Origin of the sequence: Kamptonema sp. UHCC 0994 (assembly GCF_029167235.1) — a bacterium.
GTDB lineage: Bacteria > Cyanobacteriota > Cyanobacteriia > Cyanobacteriales > Microcoleaceae > Kamptonema.
In genome coordinates this window covers 32,623-53,041 of sequence record NZ_JARFTR010000171.1, presented here as the reverse complement: position 1 = coordinate 53,041, position 20,419 = coordinate 32,623, and the positions used below count along the sequence as shown (strand labels likewise).

At 44.0% G+C, this 20,419-nt stretch carries 8 protein-coding genes; 3 read left to right on the top strand and 5 right to left on the bottom strand.

Annotated elements, in window-relative coordinates:
- Positions 1-213: 213 nt before the first annotated feature.
- Positions 214-5,976, top strand: coding sequence for an alpha-2-macroglobulin (locus PY364_RS15940; RefSeq protein WP_275523956.1), 5,763 nt, complete (start codon positions 214-216; stop codon positions 5,974-5,976).
- Between the two features lie 266 nt (positions 5,977-6,242).
- A complete protein-coding gene (locus tag PY364_RS15935; protein ID WP_275523955.1) occupies positions 6,243-6,437 on the top strand; it encodes a hypothetical protein in 195 nt (64 codons plus the stop codon).
- 72 nt (positions 6,438-6,509) lie between these two features.
- Here the strand turns inward: PY364_RS15935 and PY364_RS15930 are convergent, their stop codons facing one another.
- From PY364_RS15930 to PY364_RS15920, 3 genes are all read right to left on the bottom strand, one after another.
- Positions 6,510-8,513, bottom strand: coding sequence for a DICT sensory domain-containing protein (locus PY364_RS15930; protein ID WP_275523954.1), 2,004 nt, complete (start codon positions 8,511-8,513; stop codon positions 6,510-6,512).
- A gap of 369 nt (positions 8,514-8,882) precedes the next feature.
- Positions 8,883-9,194: a DUF2973 domain-containing protein gene (locus PY364_RS15925; RefSeq protein ID WP_275523953.1), complete on the bottom strand. Its 312-nt coding sequence runs from the start codon at positions 9,192-9,194 to the stop codon at positions 8,883-8,885.
- Positions 9,195-9,337: 143 nt separating this feature from the next.
- Positions 9,338-9,679 (bottom strand): DUF2605 domain-containing protein, encoded by a 342-nt coding sequence (locus tag PY364_RS15920; RefSeq protein WP_275523952.1) that lies wholly within the window; start codon positions 9,677-9,679, stop codon positions 9,338-9,340.
- Between the two features lie 274 nt (positions 9,680-9,953).
- On the opposite strand from PY364_RS15920, the gene thrS reads away from it, so the two are divergent.
- A complete protein-coding gene (gene thrS / locus PY364_RS15915) occupies positions 9,954-11,780 on the top strand; it encodes a threonine--tRNA ligase (protein ID WP_343277604.1) in 1,827 nt (608 codons plus the stop codon).
- Positions 11,781-11,951: 171 nt separating this feature from the next.
- Here the strand turns inward: thrS and PY364_RS15910 are convergent, their stop codons facing one another.
- Positions 11,952-16,217, bottom strand: coding sequence for a response regulator (locus tag PY364_RS15910; protein ID WP_275523950.1), 4,266 nt, complete (start codon positions 16,215-16,217; stop codon positions 11,952-11,954).
- A gap of 615 nt (positions 16,218-16,832) precedes the next feature.
- Entirely contained in the window at positions 16,833-19,931 is a 3,099-nt protein-coding gene (locus tag PY364_RS15905; RefSeq protein WP_275523949.1) for an MFS transporter, read from the bottom strand.
- Between the last annotated feature and the right edge of the window lie 488 nt (positions 19,932-20,419).

Here is a 20,419-nt window from a genome sequence, read left to right as displayed (position 1 = left end):
TCATTCACAAGACTACAACGCGAATATCCTTACTTCCCGAAACTATAAATTTCGCACTCATTAAGAAAAAATACAAAATCTTTACACCATAAAATTATAGGCTTTAATCATTTATATAGCCGTAGCAATGGCTGAGTTAAAAAATCAATAAGTTTATCGGGAAAACCGATCGCGTCAACTGTAGATACAGTAGCCGTAAAGGAAAACATCAATATGAAATTCAAAAAATGGATAAGACCGGTAATTCTCCTAATTCTCACACTGGTAGTAACAACCTGTGGAGTCACGAATAAATCCTCAAAAATTGAACCACTTCCCTCAGTTGCTCCCCTAATTGCTCCGCAACTGGTAGACTGGATTGAAGAAATTAGTCCTACTGGAAAAGCTGAACCTCTCAACCAAATTCTGATTAGGTTTAAAGAACCATTAATTCCACTTGAAAGCCTTGAGAGTTCCGAACAGCAAAGCCAACTCAAATCATTTGAAATTAAACCTGCTATCCCCGGTCAATTTCGTTTTTTGACCCCGCGCATGGTGGGATTTCAACCAGAACAAGCATTACCCAAAGCTACTCGTATTCAAATCGCCATTAAAGCAGGTTTAACTGACTTAAAAAATCATCGCCTTGACAAAGATTTAGGTTGGACATTTAACACAGAACCCATCCAACTTTCAAATTTACCAACATCTAAACCAGAGAATTCAGAATTCCAACCCATTGATATTAAGCCTACCCTAAAATTCAGCTCAAATGTAGAATTAGATTTAGCTTCAGTGCAAGAGCATTTGAAACTAATACCAGAGGGACAGACAAAAACTGTACCTGTTAAAGTAGAGTTAGAAAAAGCAGAGATAAAATCAGAAGAACGTCAAACCGAAGAAGAACAATTCGATCCATCTGTTCGCACTTTTAATTATACCATAGTTCCCCAACAAACACTAGAAAAAGCCACTCAGTACGGTCTACAATTTGACCCCGGATTGCTACCGCTTCGCGGTAATCTCCCCAGCGAAACACCATTCGTCAGTCAGGTAGAAACTTATTCACCTTTGGCATTTAAAGCTATTAAATTTTTCGGACAACCCGATGCTGGCGGTGCTTATGGGCGGTTCGTGAAAGGCATCGGTCAGTTACAATTTAATAACGGTATAATCGCCGATTCAGCACAGGAAAATATCACTGTTAATCCCGCGCCCAAAAAATCTCCTACACTTGTTCAAGCCTATGACAATGAACCCTTAGTTAGTCTCAACCCCTGGAGTTTAGAACCAGCCCAAAAATATACTATTACTATTGGTGCTAACCTCAAAGATAAATTCGGTCAAACCTTGGGTAAACCAGTCACATTGCAGTATGAAACAGGCGATGTCTCTGGCGAAATTTGGACACCAACAGGGTTAAATATTTTTCCAGCAGGTAAGGACTTACAACTGAATATTTCCGCAGTTAATCTTCCCGAATCTAAGTACAAAGCAGCTTATAAAGTCGTTCAACCCACTGATTTAGTTTATAATGCTGACGCATATCCCAGAGGCGAAGGAAATGATTTACTTCCAAATTCTTCGGAATGGCAAACTTTCCCGGTATCAAGCAAGAAAAATCAGGCAAAAGACATCACAGTTCCCTTGCGAGAAAAACTGGATTCTGCAACGGGAATGCTTGCCTATGGAGTGCAAGCACGCACAAACCTTTACTCAGATCAAAAGGGTAAACAGCAATGGCGAGAACCTGGCAATTACGGGTTAGTTCAATTGACTAATTTGGGAGTATTTGCCCAGTGGTTTCCAGAGTCAGGTTTAATTCGAGTAAATCATCTTGATGATGGTTCCCCAGTAGCCGCATCAGTGGAGATTTACGAATCTCAATTACAGGCAAAATCTCGACCTCAAGCTACTCCTTGTGCAACGGGTAAAACTGACAATAATGGTACATTATTACTCAGTCGCGATAATTTACAGAAGTGCATTAAATCTGAAACAGGAGGCTTTGAAAAAGCACCAAGTTTATTAGTAATTGCCCGCGAAAACAAAGACTGGGCATTTGCGAGAACAGAAGAATATAGCGGTGCTTATGGCTACGGGATTGAGGGAGATACTTGGAATAGTAATAAGCCCCAATCGCGCGGTACAATCTTCTCTGACAGACAACTTTATCAACCAGGAGAAACAGCTTGGTTTACTGGAACCGCTTACTATCTCCAAAATGGAGTAATCAAGCAAGATAAAAATGCCAGCTATACAGTCACGCTGCAAACTCCCAGCGGCACTAAGACTGATTTAGGAACTCAGACAACTAATGAGTTTGGCACATTTTCCCTAGAATTGCCCATCGAAAATAATCTGCCTTTAGGGTACTATTCTATTCTAGCTAAAGCAGGAAACGGAGCGGAAATTTCCGGTCAATTTCGGATTGCTGAATTCAAGCCACCCAATTTCAAGGTAGATTTAAACATTGATAAAGAATTTGCACTGATTGACGATAAAATCGAGGCAAATGCCCAAAGTAATTATCTATTTGGTTCGCCAGTGGAAGGTGGAAAAGCTAAATACTATGTCACTCGCCGCAAAGCAGAATTTACCCCGAAAGGTTGGGAAGAATTTGCCTTTGGGCGGCAATGGTTTTGGCCGGAAGAAAGTCCGAATGTTCCCACTGATGTGCTGCAACAAAATTCAGTATTAGATGCTAGCGGCAAAGGCAATCAAACATTTACAGTCGGCAAAGATTTGCCCTATCCGATGAATTATCGGATAGATGTTGAAGTCTCAGATGTTTCCAATCTGTCTGTATCAGATTCTAAAACATTTACTGCCCTACCAAGCGATAGATTAATTGGTTTACAGACTAATTTCGTTGCCGATGCAGGCAAAGCTTTACCAATTAAACTCATCGTTACCGATCCTACAGGAAAACTACTAGAAGGTCAAAAAGTCCGCGTTGAATTGCAAAAGATTAACTACAGTAGCGTCACTCAAGTACTCGAAGGTAGTCGCAATCCTCGCAATCAAATCGAATACAAAACAGTAGCAAAAGCCGAGGCAAAATCTAGCAGCAATCCTGAAACAGTATCCCTCAATCCTCCTGAATCTGGTTCTTACCGCATTCGGGCTAACTTTGCTGATAGCAATAACGAAGTAACTGCCACTGATTTACAGATTTGGGCAACAGGAGAAAATGTCGTAAGCTGGGGTAACAGATACGAGAATAATCGCCTGGAAGTCAAACTTAATAAGAAAAGCTATCAACCAGGTGAAACCGCAACAGCGTTAATTCAATCACCTTATCCCGAAGCAGAGTTATACTTTGCAGTTGTTCGCGATAAAACCCTCTATCAAACTGTCACTAAAGTTAAGGGAGGTGCTCCCCAAATCCAGTTCCAAGTAACGCCAGAAATGTTGCCAAATGCAGCAGTAGAAGCTGTGTTAGTTCGTCAAGGTAAGAGTTTAAAAGAATTGGAACCTGGCAGTCTAGAAAATCTGGTAAAAATTGGATTTGCCCCTTTTCAAACGAGTTTAGACGCTAAATACTTAAAAGTCCAAGTCACTCCCCAACAAACAGAATTACAACCTGGTGCAGAGGAAACTGTACAACTGCAATTGCAAGACAATCAAGGGAAACCTATCAAGGGACAATTTACAGTAATGGTTGTCAATGAAGCCGTGCTGCAACTAACTGGATATCGCCCCCCAGATTTGGTTAAAACTGTCTATGCTGAACAGTCAATTTCTACCCGCTTTAACGATAATCGACCGAATGTAGTGTTAGAAAATATGACTTCGCCACTGGCAAAAGGTTGGGGTTATGGCGGTGGATTTTCCACAGGTGCAGCAAATACTCGCGTCCGCAAAGATTTTCAAGCTTTGGCTTATTACAATGGTTCTGCGGTTACAGATACTAATGGGAAAGCGAGCGTTACATTCAAACTTCCTGACGATTTAACAACTTGGCGAGTGATGGCTGTTGCTACTGATGGCAATTTAGATTTTGGCAATGGAGAGGCGACATTTATCTCCACTAAATCGCTAATTTCTAATCCCATTTTACCGCAGTTTGCGCGTCCCGGCGATCGCATTCAAGCTGGCTTATCTGTGACTAATAACACTCAGCAAAAAGGCAATCTGACAATTAATGGTCAAGTGGCTGGTGCTGTAAAATTTGAAGGCAATAATCCAACAACGGCGAATCTAAAAACTCAGGCTGAATCGGGTACTCATGCTTACCGTTTCCCTATTTTGGCGAGTAATGCTGGTGATGCTAAAGTTCAATTTGCCACACAATTAAATGGCAATGTAGATGCGTTTGAAGTGCCTTTAGAGGTTAAATCTTTAGAAGTTACAGAAAACGTTGTGGAAGTGGGAACAATACCCCCCAATCCCCCCTTACAAAGGGGGGGACAGCAGGTAAAAATTCCGCTAAAAGTTGATAAAAATGTGGTGTCTGATGTCGGTGGTTTAGAGATTTCTCTAGCAAGTACATTGATACCAGAAATTATCGCACCGGCGAAACAGGTTTTACAGGATGAACAATTACCATTTTTGGAACCAGTAGCTAGTCAGTTATTAATTGCAGCAAATTTGCAAACTCTTTCTCAAAAGTATGCTCAAAGTTTGAAAGGTTTTAACCCTAGCAAAGAAGCGGCGAACGCACTTGAAAAATTGCAAAAACTTCAGCGTCCCGATGGTGGTTTTGCTTCCTATCCCGGACAAGAACAATCTGACCCGTTTGTGACTCCCTATGCAGCAAGTGCAATTGCATCTGTATCTAAGGCTTTTCCTAATACAGTTGATTCTGGGATGCGGTCTCGCCTGACAGACTACTTGAAGAAAACTCTTGCTGACCCCGGACAATATGAGTTTTGCAAACAGCAAGTTTGCAAGAATCAGGTAAGGTTGTCATCTCTAATTTCTCTAGCAGAATTGGGTGAAAAACGCAATGATTTTCTAGCAGATATCTATCAACAGCGAAGTGAATATAATCTAGTCACTCAAATTGAGCTGGCGCGTTATCTTTCCCAATTTAATGACTGGCAAGATGAGTCCAAATTGCTAACCAATGAGTTGCAAAAAAGCATCTATATCACGGGTCGCACAGCTACGGTAAACCTGCCTCCAAATGTAAGCTGGATAGCCTCTCCTACTGCTATTCAATCTCAAGCTTTACGCCTATTTATTGCTCAAAAAAGTAAAGCAGAAGATATCGATCGCTTATTGCAAAGTCTCCTAAATCTGCGGCGTGAGGGTACTTGGCAAAGCACTTATGACAATGCAGAAGCACTGACAGCTTTAGTAGATTACAGCAAGACTCAGCCGACACCGCCTAAGTTTAGTGCTACTGTAAAACTGGCTGGTAAACAGTTAGATTCCATTCAGTTTGACGGCTACCGCAATCCCAGTCAGTTTATCACTGTAGCAACAGATCAATTACCACGAAATGGCGATCTAATCATTCAGAAATCTGGTCAAGGTACGCTGCACTATATCGTCAATTATGGCTATCGCTTGCAGGGTAATCAACCGGGACGCTTAAACGGGTTGCGAGTAGTGCGAGAAATCCGGCCTGCGGGTGAAGATCGAGTGTTAGGAAAGCAGCAACTTTCTATTCCTAAAGAGCTGACTCTGGGAGTGGGACAAGTGTTTGATATCGGTTTAGAAATTATCGCCGATCGTCCTGTGGATCATGTGGTAATTACTGACCAGTTACCTGCTGGTTTCGAGCCAATTGATAACAGTTTCCAAACCTCTACAAAGGCGGTAGAAGCTCAAGGTGATAGCTGGCAAATTGGGTATAAAACGATGTATCGCGATCGCGTTGTCGCCTATAGCGATCGCCTCGAACCTGGAGCCTACAGCCTCCATTACCTTGTCCGTTCCGTCACCCCCGGAACCTATCTCTGGCCAGGCGCAGAAGCTCATTTACAATACGCTCCTGAAGAATTTGGGCGATCGGCTTCCTCTACCTTGATTGTCTCCGATAAATGACCTACGTAACGCCACCCTCTGAGCGGTTCCATCACCGCCCAGAGGGCGGCGTTACGGATACCGCCCTCGGCGGATCGTTTGCACGCATTCGCTATACTATATAATACCATTTATGGTATGCGGGGTCATGCCCCCTTATTCGAGACAGGAGAACCCACGCGCTGCAACCAAAAACAAGAATTTAGGAGTAATCTAGGATTATACAATTGGCAATTTCGCCTTGAGAATTAATAGAGAACTGATTGGATTTAACAGGAGAAGCAAAAATGGTTAATGAAGGTAATAAAAAGTCTCAACCCTCTGAAAATGACGAATTAAAGGATTTGAAAGGAATCTTTAAAAGCATAATTGTAAGCGCAGCTTGGTCTTATTCAGATATTTTAGAGAAAAATAAACAAGCCGAATCTCAACAGGAAAATGCACAAAAATCTGATGAAGAAAAAGTCGATCCAGATCGGTAGAAGCAAGAACGAAGAAGGATTTAGTTCCTCCTGCCTCTACTGCTGTATAACTTTGGAGCATTGGTATTATGTTTACGATCGCCTTAGCTCTCTGTCATTTTCAACAAAAGGAATAGTAAAATGAAACTGAGAACCCCGATCTTTCCCTGCTGAATCCGCCCAAATTTGCCCGCCCCAACTTCTAACAATCTGTCTGCAAATCGCCAACCCCAAACCAGTACCCCCAGAACTCCGCCGCAAAGCACCTTCTTCCTGATAGAAACGGTCAAAGACCACCTCTAAACGGTTAGGTTCAATACCACGCCCAGTATCAGTTACCACTACCTCGATCGTGCGATCGCTATTGCGCTTAGCTTCAATCGTCACATTACCTTTGGGCTCGGTGAATTTGCAAGCATTATCCAGCAGTTTTGAGAGCACTTCCACAAGCCATTCCCCATCCGCCTGTACCAAAGGCAGCTCTGGCGGCACTTGTGCGATAATCTGGGGCAAATCCTCACGTTGGCGACGAGCGCGAATACTGCTGAGAGCAAGATCGACACACTCTTGCAGGGGTAATGTTTCCAGGTTCCACTGCACTCTGCCACTCTCTAAGTGAGAAAGAGTGAGAAAGTCCTGCACGAGTTTACGCATTCGCTCAGCGTCACTTAAGGCAGTTTCTAGCATCACTTGCCGCAAATCTAAGGGCATATCGGGGTCTTGGTTCAAACTTTCAAGGCAAACTTGGATAGTAGACAGGGGAGTGCGGAGTTCGTGACCAGTAATCGCGATCAAGTTACTGCGAGTGCGATCGAGAGCTTCGAGTTGTTGATTGAGTTCTTCTAAGTGGGCATAGGTTTCAGCTTGAATCAAGGCCGCTCCCAGTTGAGTCGCGATCGCCTCCACTAGGGCCAGTTCATCTTCCTCCCAAGGCTTCACAGAACGGCACTGATGCAATTCCACCATCCCCAAAACCCGCCCCTGGTAAAGTACCGGCACCATCAGCCAAGAAATAATTTGCCAGTCTTGAACAAGTTTCCGCAGCGCTGATGTGTTAGCCGCCAGAGGATATTCTGCTCCCTCTTCAACGTAAACTTGCTCTAACTTACCTACGACTTCCTGAAACATGGGATTGTTTTGCAACGGCCAAGTCTGACCCCGCAGAGAGCGAGTGCCGGGACGCAAAAACTCATGATTAATTTTAGCGGCTGCATCTGTAGCTTTACAGCGGTAAATCAAGCAGCGGCAAGCATTGAGAGCTTCTCCCAATTCTTGCACAGCCACTTCGATCATTTCGTCAGGATTGAGCGATCGCCGCATCGCTGTTGTAATTAAATTAACTAACCGCTCTTTTCGCTCTTGGGCCGCGATCGAACGGTAAGCTTTTAGTAATTTATGTTGACCCGCCTGTAAATACGTCACCAACCGCTGAGCAAACGGCTCATTCAATTTGGGATTTTGACTCCCCTTTTTCAAGGCAGATTTAGATTTGGCATTAGTAGTTTTTCGCTGCTTCGGCAATTCCTTGGCAATACCATAAATATTTTGCGCTTCCTCAATCTTTTGTTCTAACTCCGGCCGATAGTTAAGAATTCGTTTCAGCAGTAAATCAGCAGCTTTACAGCTCACTTCGCGATCGAACGTCCAAATCCCTTCAAAGCGACGAGCTTGATCCATCATCGCCAGCGGTGCGCTATTGTTCTCACTTTGAGTAGTAGCTTTTCGTTCTTGACAGATTAAGCAAGTTGAATATTCCTGGCCGATCACCACTAAATGCCACTCTTGACTCAACCCATCTTCTGGCTTAAATGCTACAGTCTCGTAACAGTCAGAAGAATTTTTGAAATCAGTTTCCGGTACCGCCAGCACATAAACCTGAGATGTGAGCATGGCAATGCGGCGATAGCGGTGAGCTTCCTGGCGATAAAAGCGCTCTCGCTGGAAGCTTGCAATCACTAGCGGCTGGTCTAACCCCGCCAATACCAGGTCTTCCATCGCGTGGGAAAGCGCCGTCAGCGAAGACTTGAAATAAATTTGCGATCTCAGTTGCGGCAAAGCTTGCAGCAGCTCTGGTAGTAAGGAAGTTGGGACGATCATCTAGCCTTAGACGTAAATTTTTGCCGATGACGAATAAATTTCTTAAAATTCCATTCCCTTTTGGGGTGAGAGTGTCAAAGGAGGTTTTATTTTGATGTAAAAAATCTCGACTCTGATGGGCAATTTTGGCGTTAATCTTATAGTAATAATTTCTAGTACATAAGCAAGCTAAATTTTAAAATTTTTAAATTGCTCAATAGTGCCATTTTAACATTTCGTATGAGTAAGTTTGGAAATAATTAGGTAAAATTTTGTGAACTGTTTTTAACCATCAAAAAGCATAAGCCATTAGCTATGAGCTTCGCAGCTAACAGCTAATAGCACTTTTCTTTAATTTTTGTAAATCTTTAAGCTGCGGTCTCGACTGTCTTAAATATCCTCGCGGGCCTCGTCGTTATTACCCGGAGAAGACTTATAAAGAGCATCCAATTGTTCGCGAGCGTCTTGTACTGACAGCGATCGCATCACCAACAATGGCTCATTAACAACATTCCCATAATCATCCAACAATTCTGGATGCGGCACTGCTTGAAACCTAGCGGATGATGCGTTATGATTACCACCCCTAAATGGTTGGATGCGCTGAGACTCCATACCCACCGTCAGCAGACTGCGGAATAAGTTTCCGACGGCCAAAAAAGCCAGGATCGTGAAAGCTAGAATGTAAAGCAGGTGTAACATAATATTCTCCTCCGGGCCAAACAGCCACACAAAAATTTACAAAAGTGTTTGAGCAAGGAATAACTTATTAACTGGAAATATTTTTGAGATTGTCTGAATCTGCGATCGCCATCTTCTTAATTTAGAAGCAAGCGGGCCAGAGTTCAACTCTCACTATTTTTTCCAGGTTTAGCAAACCGCTCTAAGCGAAAGTGGATAGTAACTTGCCAGCATTCAGTCAGCAGTTTGTGCCAAAGTATGAGCACAGCCGTTTCCACCCCAACTTGACCTCCTGTTGCTTGAAATAGCGCTTGTGCCGCACGTACTTCTTGCTGAGCTTGTTTAACCCTGCCAAGTAAGTCAGATTGTTGCTGAGCACCTAAAAAAAGGATTTCCTCATTTTCCAGGAGATTGACCGAGCGCTCAAACCAATACTGAAAATCCTCCAGTAGCGGTTGCAGTAAAGCTTTGAGCAATTTGGTTTCTGGCAAGTTGGGATTAACCATTCATTAAAATCAACTTATCTATCTATTTATAAGCTTAACGCAATTCACATTTTTTAATATTAATTTAACAAAGTTTCAAATTTTTCGAGTTAGTGAAGTTGAATTTTAGATCCCAAAATTTTCGATTCCCTCATAATTCTCCCTCGCTCCCCCGCCCCTCCGCCCCCCCGCCCCCCGCTCCCCCTCTCCCCCTTTCCCTTCTCTAGTTAAGATAGAGGCAGTAAAACCAAATTAAGTCCCAATTTGTAGTAATCCTCCAATGGTTCAGCAGCCGATGTCTAGCCCAGAATCCCTTTCCGCACCAGAACAGCCCGCTAAAATCCACCTTCCTCGCACCAGCGAGTCAGAGTCCCTTAAAAAAATTCGCCACACCACCTCTCACGTCATGGCAATGGCCGTGCAGAAGCTATTTCCCAAAGCTTTAGTAACAATCGGCCCTTGGATTGAAAACGGATTTTACTATGACTTTGACATCCCAGAGGCATTTACAGAAAAAGATTTGAAATCCATCAAAAAAGAGATGATCAAAATCATCAATCGTAAATTGCCTCTAATTCGAGAAGAAGTCAGCCGGGAAGAAGCCGAACGCCGAATTAAAGAAATTAACGAGCCTTACAAACTGGAAATTTTAGAAGGTCTAACGGAACCAATTACCATCTATCATTTGGGTGATGAATGGTGGGATTTATGTGCCGGCCCCCACTTAGAAAATACCAGCGAATTAAGTCCAAAAGCCATTGAATTAGAAAGCGTCGCCGGTGCTTATTGGCGTGGAGATGAAACCAAAGCTCAGTTGCAACGCATCTACGGAACTGCTTGGGAAAATCCCGAACAATTACAAGAATATCAGCGCCGGAAAGAAGAAGCAATCAGGCGGGATCATCGTAAACTCGGCAAAGAATTAGGATTGTTTATTTTTGCCGATGTCGTCGGGCCAGGCTTGCCTTTGTGGACACCCAAAGGTACAATTTTGCGGAGTATTTTAGAAGATTTCCTCAAGCAAGAACAAGTTAAACGCGGCTATTTACCCGTTGTCACTCCTCACATTGGCAGAGTAGATTTATTCAAAACCTCTGGTCACTGGCAGAAATATAAGGAAGATATGTTTCCGATGATGGCAGAGGATGAAGAATCGGCCAAAGCAGAACAAGGTTTTGTTCTTAAACCGATGAATTGTCCTTTCCACATTCAAATATATAAGAGCGAATTACGTTCTTATCGGGAATTGCCCATGCGGTTAGCAGAATTCGGCACAGTTTACCGCTACGAACAATCGGGAGAATTAGGAGGATTAACCAGAGTTCGCGGCTTTACTGTCGATGATTCCCACTTATTTGTCACGCCAGAACAGTTGGATGCTGAATTTTTGAGCGTGGTAGATTTAATTCTGTCAGTATTCAAAAGTCTGCAATTAAAGAACTTCAAAGCGAGACTAAGTTTCCGCGATCCAACTTCCGATAAATACATGGGTTCCGATGAAGTTTGGGAGCAATCTCAAGGCGCTATTCGTCGCGCTGTAGAAACTTTAGGAATGAATTATTTTGAAGGAATTGGAGAAGCGGCTTTTTATGGCCCAAAACTCGATTTCATTTTCAGCGATGCGCTCGATCGCGAGTGGCAATTAGGGACTGTACAGGTAGATTATAACTTACCTGAACGGTTTGATTTGGAATATGTGGCTGAGGACGGAACTCGCAAACGTCCGGTAATGATTCACCGCGCTCCTTTTGGTTCTTTAGAACGATTAATTGGGATTTTAATTGAGGAATATGCGGGTGATTTCCCCGTGTGGTTAGCACCAATTCAGGCTCGTTTATTACCAGTTAGTAATGACTTTTTACCCTTTGCTCAAGAGGTAGCGGCGAAGATGCGGATATTAGGAATTCGTGCTGAGGCGGATGCGAGTAGCGAACGTTTGGGTAAGTTAATTCGCAATGCTGAGAAGGATAAAATTCCCGTGATGGGTATTGTGGGTGCAAAGGAGGTTGAGTCAAATAGTTTGAGTATTCGCACTCGTGCTTCTGGGGAGTTGGGAATGATTTCTGTTGATGAGGTAATTAATAGATTGAAGGGGGCAATTGTGAATTTCAGCAATTTTTAGAAAATAGTAAAAAGTATAGCAACCGCCAGGGCGGTTAGGACAACTTTATTTGTTGAACGTAACGCCGCCTTCTAGGCGGTTAGGGCACCGCCGAAACGGCGGCGTTACGTCAGAAGTATGTATAGCAACCGCCAAGGCGGTTAGGACGTTCTGAGTTCCTGAAACTCGCTTTTAAGAAGTGGTATAAGAGCGCTGCTTTTCGACTTGCAAAGCCTCTTTTACTCTTTCATACTCAGCCTCAATTTGCTGAAGAATTGTAACTGCCTCTAGCGGTAAAGGCGTACCATTATTAATACCAACTCTGGCCATCATTTCAAGTTTTTGACAGAGTTCATATAGAATTAAAGCACCGAGAGTACCGCTAATTGACTTTAAAGAATGAGCGGCTGGCCGCAAAGCCAATGTATCTGCTGACGCTACAGAAATCCCGATATCTTGTAGTAACTTCGGAGCAGTTTCTAGATAAATATCGATCGCCTCATAGAGAGCTTCCACATCCCGTAAGCTCTCTATGATGTTCGCATCAAGACAGGGAGGGGATGAGGAAGAGGGGGAAGGTGAGGAAGATGGGGAAGATGAGAAGGATTTACCGCTCCCCTGCTCAAGAGCTCCCCCGCTCAAGAGCTCTCCTGCTACCCAAGGCTGACAGTGGGATAAAGCTTCCACAAGTTGCGCTTTGCGGATCGGCTTGCTCACATAGTCATCCATCCCCGCAGCCAAACACTCTTCGCGATCGCCTTGCATAGCATTCGCCGTCATCGCAATAATTCGAGGTCTCGAACCCGGAGACCATTCTGCACAGATCCGGCGGGAAGCTTCCAAACCGTCCATTTCTGGCATCTGCACATCCATCAGCACCACATCGTAATGCAGGCGGCGCAAAGCCTCTAAAACTTCCTTACCATTCCCCGCCACATCAGCGCGATAACCCATCCGCTGCAAAATTTGCAAAGCCACCTTCTGATTTACCAAATGGTCGTCAGCTAACAGAATCCGCAGGGGAAATTGTTCCGCAAGTAAAGGTGTATTTGGAGGCGGACATTGCCCCTTTTTACCTAGCCATCCATCTACAACAGGTTGGTCGCTAAATATATTAATTAAAACATTGTACAACTGAGATTGTTTGATCGGCTTATTCAAAAATGCGGCAAAATCAATCTCATAATCATCGCACATCTCAGGATCTTGCTTGCCCATTGAAGTCAGCATTATTAAAGGCAAATTTTGGCAGTTTGGCTGTTGACGAATTTGCGCCGCTAATCTCAACCCGTTCATCTCAGGCATTTGCCTATCTAAAATAGCCACATCAAACTGCTCTCTTTGAGATAGCCAATTCAACGCCTCCCTACCGGAGTGACCAGCACGGACTAACATTCCCCACGACTGAGCTTGTAGTGTCAGAATTTGGCGATTAGTAGTATTGTCATCTACAATTAGTAGCCGCTTTCCCGCTAATTGAGGTTGAATATTATTCAAATCAAAGCTCAAATAACTGGAATCACAGTGAGTATTGACAGTAAAATAAAAAGTAGAACCTTTAGATTTTGAATTGGATAATTTAGTTTTCAAATTATCGGAATTTTCGCGATCAAAATCTTTGAGATTATCCTTAGTTTCTTGCAAACCCCAATCTAAAATTGAACCTCGAAAATCTTCTGGTGGATTTCCTGCAAAACTCCCCATACTTTCCACCCACATTCTGCCGCCCATCATTTCTGCTAAGCGCTTACTAATTGCCAATCCCAAACCTGTGCCCCCATAGTGGCGTGTTGTAGAAGAATCCAACTGGCTAAAAGATTTAAATAACCGATCCATCCGGTTAAGAGGAATACCAATACCAGTGTCTTTGACAGCAAATACAATTTCGTATTGTTTAAGAATTCCTAATTGTTCGTTAGCACTTACTAATTGTTCTTGATTGCTATTAATCGCCAGAGAATTGTTGATATTATAAACAGGGATATTACGAGCCGTAACTGAAACTATCACTTCTCCAGACGCAGTAAATTTAACTGCATTACTAAGTAAATTAACTAAAATTTGGCGTAACCTAGTGCTATCTCCCACGACCGTACTAGGCACAGAAGGGTCAATTAAATAAGCTAATTCTAGGTTTTTTTCCGCAGCTCTAGTGCTGACCAAATCAATAGATTCTTCAATACAATTTCGCAGATCGAAGGGATGTTCCTCTAAATCAAGTTTACCAGATTCAATTTTGGAAAAATCTAAAATATCATTAATTAGCGTCAGCAAAGCATCGCCACTGCTGCGGATAGTTTCTACAAAATCTCGCTGCTCAGTAGTAAGTAGAGTATCGAGGAGCAAACCAGTCATGCCGATTACTGCGTTCATAGGAGTACGAATTTCGTGGCTCATAGTTGCCAAAAATTCACTTTTTGCCCTAGTAGCAGCAAGAGCTTGGTCGCGTGCTTGCGCCAAATCAATGGCGGTTTGCTGTCGTTCCAATTCGCCACCCACCCACTGAGCCATCAGTTTTAAAAGTTCTTTATCTACTGCTTTAAAAGGTTCGTTCAGAGAGTTAGAACTCCAGAAGCTTAAAGTGCCATAAACTAAGCTTGCTACTATGACCGGCGTTCCCATATAAGCTTCGATATTGAAAGCAGGATCGCTGCGTGCGAAGGACAAACCGGAAAACCGAATAGATTCAAAATAGAGAGGTTCTTGTGCCATTGCAGTAGCAACGCAGAAGGTTTTTTCTAAATCAAATACTTGCCCTTTAGTAATAGAATTGTCTGGACACTGAACGGCAATCACTCGATAGTCGTCCCCTTCAATATGAGATAAAATACCAAATTCTAAGTTAAATTGTTGGCATCCCATTGCTAGTAAGTTTTGGAGGCGTTGATCGAATTCTGTATAAGGAGCTGAAGTTACTTGATACAATGCCCTAATCGAAGATTCACTTTCTCGCAATTCTTGTTCTCTCTGCTTGCGTTCGGTGATGTCGCGGGAAACACCAATGATTTCTTGAATTTCTCCTGTTTTGGGTTCGCGGATGGCGCGACTGGTAGTTTCAAACCAGACATAATGGCCGTCTTTGCGACGAATGCGGTAGGTGACAGTGTAAGTTACTGGGAGTGCAAGAACTGTGGAATGAGCTTTGGCGATCGCTTCTAAGTCTTCTGGGTGAAAATAATCATTGGGTACACCCTCGATCATTTCTTCGGGTTCATAACCAAGCAAGGCATGACAGGCTGGGGAAACGTAGATAAAAATCCCTTTGGGGTTGTGTCTGGTAATCATGTCGGTAGAGTTTTCCGCCATCAAGCGATAGCGATCTTCGCTTTCAACCCGCTTAAATTGAGAATTCTGCAATGCTTCTAGCATTCCGTTAATTGTCTCGGCTAGGTTTGATAATTCATCTTTTCCAGGCATCAGGACGCGCATTGAGAGATTGCCGTTTGCAGCAATGCTACTGACGCTAGTGCTCAAGTCTGACAGGCGAGACAGCACCAATTTTTCTAGTAGCAGCAAGGTTAAAATGCTGAATACTATACCTAGAAATAATAGGGATGAGTTAAATAACCGTAAGGTAGTTTGACCTTGCTGGTAGATTACTCGCTGTGCGTTAACTTGAAGCAATAAACCTAGTTCGCCGAAGATGTCGCGGATTAAGGCGTATCCGGCTACTGAATTGTCGTTCAGGGGTTCTATGAGTATGTCTGTGGATTGGAGGTTTTCAATTTTCGATCGCAGATTTTCAGGTAATTTGTAAATGTGTTCGGCGGAAACATCGGCATTGGCACGGCCTAATTTAAAATCTAAACTTGGTAATTTAAAATCTACAGATAACTGTGTAAGTTCAGCTAAACGCTTAGTTTCATTGTCGTTGAGGTAGCGCCCTACAATTAATATTCCGCGTGGCGGTGCGACGATTTCGCTGGGGATAATAGGTCTAGAAGCAATCAGTACGGGGCCTTCGGGGAGGAGGATTATGCCTGTTTTGGTAGAGGGATTTGTGGGGAGGTCGGCTGAATCTTTGTTTGCACCAAGGAGGAAGCTGTTAGGGGTTAGATATTTTTTAATACTGTCTGGAATAGGTATTTGAGTTTCTGTTTTTAGGTCGAATCCTTTACTGAATACTATTTGACCTTGGTTATCGGTAAGTAGTAATAAGTTAAGTCTTAAGTAGATAAAGGTTGCATCTACGAAGTTTGATTTGATATATTCATCGTTAGGTGATTTTAGGTAGGCGTAAGTATCATCCCATTCAGCATAGTCTTGAGCACTTGCTTGTAGGTGAGATAGATCGTCATCAAGGGCATCCAAAGCCCGCGCTACATCCTGGCGGACGTACTGAGCTTCTAAATTATGGAAATCGTGTAGCAAGATAGTTGATGCAGTAGCCCAGAGAAGGACAATTAAACTGATGAGTGCTGCGCCGATTATTAATAGTGTTTTTTTGCGAAGATTCATAATTAGTTATTAGTTATTAGTTATTAGTCATCTGTGATCAATGACCTATGACTTATTATCTGTGTTTTCTCAGCATCAAGTGTGAAGCGGAAAATTATTTAGCTTGGTTGCAGCCTAGGGAGAGTTAAATAAAGTAGTAGTAAGTTAGGTAAGTAGCTGGACAAAAATAAAGAATGTCATTGCGAGCGGAGCGAAGCAATCTCAAGGCCTTGCGATTGCTTCGCTTCGCTCGCAACGACTGACTACGTTTATTTATGTCCAACTACTTAGAGCGCTAGTTACTCAACCAGAGTGGTAGCTAGCGTTGGGTTTAACTTTGTTTGATCCAACCTAATATCTACCTAACATACTATTTAAACCTAATTTACTGCTCAGGGAGGCGATCGCGACGAAGCTCTTACTTTATATTCTCTTTCCTTTCTTTCCCTTCTTCCCTAGCCCCTAGCCTAAGCGCCCCTTCTTTCCCTTCTTTCCCTTCTTCCCCTTCTTCCCCTTCTTTCCCTAGCCCCTAGCCCCTAGCCCCTAGCCCCTAACCGCCTTGGCGGTTGCTATACAAGACAGAAAAAAGCCTCTCGGCTAAGAGGCTTTTTCAAGTTGATTTAGCTAGTCTAACTTCTAACGGATGACAGCTAAGGCCCCTGCACCGGCTGATGCTACCGCAGAAGTGAGGGCGGTGAAAAATAGCCACCAGGAGGCGACTTCGGCTGCTTTGCGGGTTTCTTCAGCTTGATGCTCAGCTTGTCGCTTGATGCTTTCTAACTGGAGTTGGGCTTGTTGTTGCAAGCGTTCGGCCCGTTGTAGGGTAGTGTTGCGAACTCGTTCGATCTGGTCTACGATCCGGTTGGCATCGGATTCGGAGATGTCTTCGCGGGAACTGATAATCGCTACGAGGGTATCGCGGTTGAATTGGCCGAGGCGATCGCGCAAGGCTTCAAACCCCGCTTGCGGGTCATCAAATAAGGTGCGAACATCCTGTTTGATGCCGTCATAGTTGAGTTCGGGCCGATCTAGAGAGTTGAGATAATCGCGAATTTTATCTAAAACTGAGTCGATCGCAGCTTGAACTCGCTCTTGTATTTTCTGGATTTGGAGCACGAATTGGTCGCGCACTGACAAAATTTGATCCACAATCCGATTAGCTTCTGCTTCGGAAATGTCTTGTCGTTGCGAGAGTAGGGCGACAATGGTAGAGCGATCGAAGTGAGAAAGCCGATCGCCCAAACTCTGAGCGCCTACTTTGGGGTCGTGCAACAATAGTTGTAAATCGCGTTTGATGGCTTCGGGGTTGAGTTCGTCTTTGCCAGTGTTCCGCAAGTAATCTTCCAAAGTAGCTTGGAAATCTTGCGCCTGTGCTTGGACTCGCTTCGCCAAGCGGCGGGGCGCTTTGATGGCGTAGCTGATGGTTTCTTGTACGGAGTCGATGACTTGATTAACTTGCTCTTCGCTTAAATCTTGGCGCTGAGAAAGTAGCTTTACCAGGGTGTCGCGATCCATGTGAGAGAGGCGATCGCGTACTGCTAAGGCCCCTTCTTTCGGATTTGCGAGCATTTTGCTCAAATCGCGCTTAATCCCTTCTGGGTTAAGTTCTTCCTTGCCAGTATTACGGAGATAATCTGCGATCGCAGTCGTTGTCGAGTCGTACTGTTCCTTAGCCTTATCTGCAATTGCTTTCGGCGCGTGCAGTGCGCTATTCCAAGCCGACTCGACCTGATCGATCGCTTGATTCACCTGATCTTCAGTCAAGTCAGACCGCTGAGATAGCAGTTTCACCAAAGTATCGCGGTCAAAATGGGAAGCTCTAGACCTAAGCGCCCACATTCCTAATTCTGGGTCATCCAGCAACTTTTGCAAGTCGCGTTTGATGCCTTCAGGGTTGAGTTCTTCTTTGCCCGTAGAACGCAGATATTCCTGCACCCTTTGCCATTGGTTATCAAGGCGAGTTTGGGCGGCTTCTTGCAGGCCTTTGGCATCTGCTAAAGCCACATCCCGCGCTCTTTCGAGCTCATTGACGATCGGATCTACCTCGTGCCAGCCGATGTTTTCACGGTGTCTGAGTATTTTTACCAAGGTGTCGCGATCGTAAACAGCAAGGCGATCGCGCAAGTGTTCGTAAGATGCGTCTGGATCTTCCAATAAAGCTTTGAAATCGCGACCAACACCTTCGGTGGTAAGTTCATCTTTGGGGGTTAACTTCAGGTAAGTTTCCACCCGGAACCGCAATTCTTGGGCTTTTTCTTGCTCTTCAGCCAGACTAACTGTATGCAGAACTTTTTGCCGCACGTCTTCTAGCTGATTGGCGATTTCTTTAATTTTCGATTGAGTAAAGACACCTCTACTAGCTAGTAGTTCCTCGAAGTAGGACTTTTTAAGTTTCTCTAACTGCTGACGAACTATTCTAGGATCGGCTGTGGGGTCATAGAGCGCTTCTCTGAATTCGCGATCTATGGTTTGCGGGTTCATCTGCCAGGAGTAAGCATTAAGTAGGTAGTTTTCTACGTCAGCGCGAATGGGACTGAAGGGTTCAGCGGGTTCGCCTTTCACCTGAGCATTAAGTTTACCAGCTTGGTCGGTTACTTTGTCCTTGGCTGCTTTGAGTTGACCGACGACTTTTTCCACATCCAGATCGGAAAGGTCTGTACGGCCCAAAACTACTCCCATCAAGGCGTTGAGCGCTATTGTGCCCGCTTGGGACATCATGGTGGGATTTTGATCTTGATTGGGGCTGATTTTGGCGATCGCGCCTTCGATTTGGCTGGAAAGTTTATCCGAAAGCAGTTCCCCTGGTTTTGCCGACTTGAGATAGTCTACTAATTGACCAATGCTATCGCTGGGCTGCATTTGCTTCCCTACTTGCTTCCACGCATCTTGCAATTGGTCTACGATCTTATTAACATCCCGTTTTGATAAGTCGGTGCGGGAACTCACTAAATCTACAAGGGTTTGACGGTCGAGGTTAGGCAGATTTTCACTCCCCGCGATCGCTTTTAGTTGCGGGTCATTGAGCAGTTTTTCAAATTCCCCCCGCATCGCCTTTAAATCTAATTCTGGCGGCTTAAGTTTTTCTATGTAATCTTCTACTGTTTCCCGCATAGTCACGGGGTCAATCGCGCTACCCAATTCGTGACCAACAGCAGCAGCGGCGGCTCTAGCTGTGTTTACAACTTGATCTTTAGCAGCTTTCGCACCCAAGGCGGCGGCCGCTGTACCGACAATTGCCTGAAAGCCAGCAGTCGCAGTATTAACAACGGAACCGACTAAGGAACCGACGGTTGTGGAACTCACCCACACCAGCATGGAGAAGTAAGTTCCCCAGACAACTAAGCCGATAATTGCGCCTAAGCCAACACTGCGAATCAGGCTGAGTTTCACGGCCAGCAAGCAAGCGAAAAATAAGGCGACACTGACTGTAACTAGCGTCCAAGTCCCCACTTTTGATCCGATATGGTTAACTGAACTGCTAGAACTGTCTGAAATGTGGCTATCGCTTGACTGATTCCCCCAGTAAGAAAGACCAGCGGCCACAGAAAGGTTTGTTAGCAGCAATTGGAAGGCGCAGGCCAATACCAATCCTGCAATCAAGGCGATAAAAAATTGCGGCCCAGAATAAAGCAGCGCCGCATCTTCTACAGTTTGGAGGCTTTGCTCTGTTGGAGTTTGAGCAACCAAGAACGGTAAGTTATAGAGTCCCAGATTTATTGGCAAATTTTGATACATAGTATATCCCTCATCACAAGATGGGTTCGCGCAGTTTTCAAGGTGGCGCGAGTAGCAGATGTATAGTTTCCGCTATCAGAGTCCTTGCTCTAAGCATCTTCCGATTTAGGAGGGAACACATCCCCCTACAGTCTGAAGAATTGAAATATGCCTGTGGCTAGCTGTCACAATTGAGATAATTATGCTATGTGACTCTTTGAGAGGCTAGCATGAGAGTAAAAACAGTTTACAGTTAACAGTTAACGGTACTTAAAACTTTGGAAATTATTTTCAAGGGATCGCTCCATCCATCCTACAATTAATTAGATAGAGCTAAGTACGGAAGAGCTATAAACCTTGCTATGTCACCCATGTAAAGCTATCATAAGCCTTGGGATTGCTTCGTTTCACTCGCAATGACATACTTATATCTTTTGTTACTCATCTAGTTACTTACTTAATAAATTTCTGCCTTCTGCCTTCTGCCTTCTTCCAGAACAATACTGACG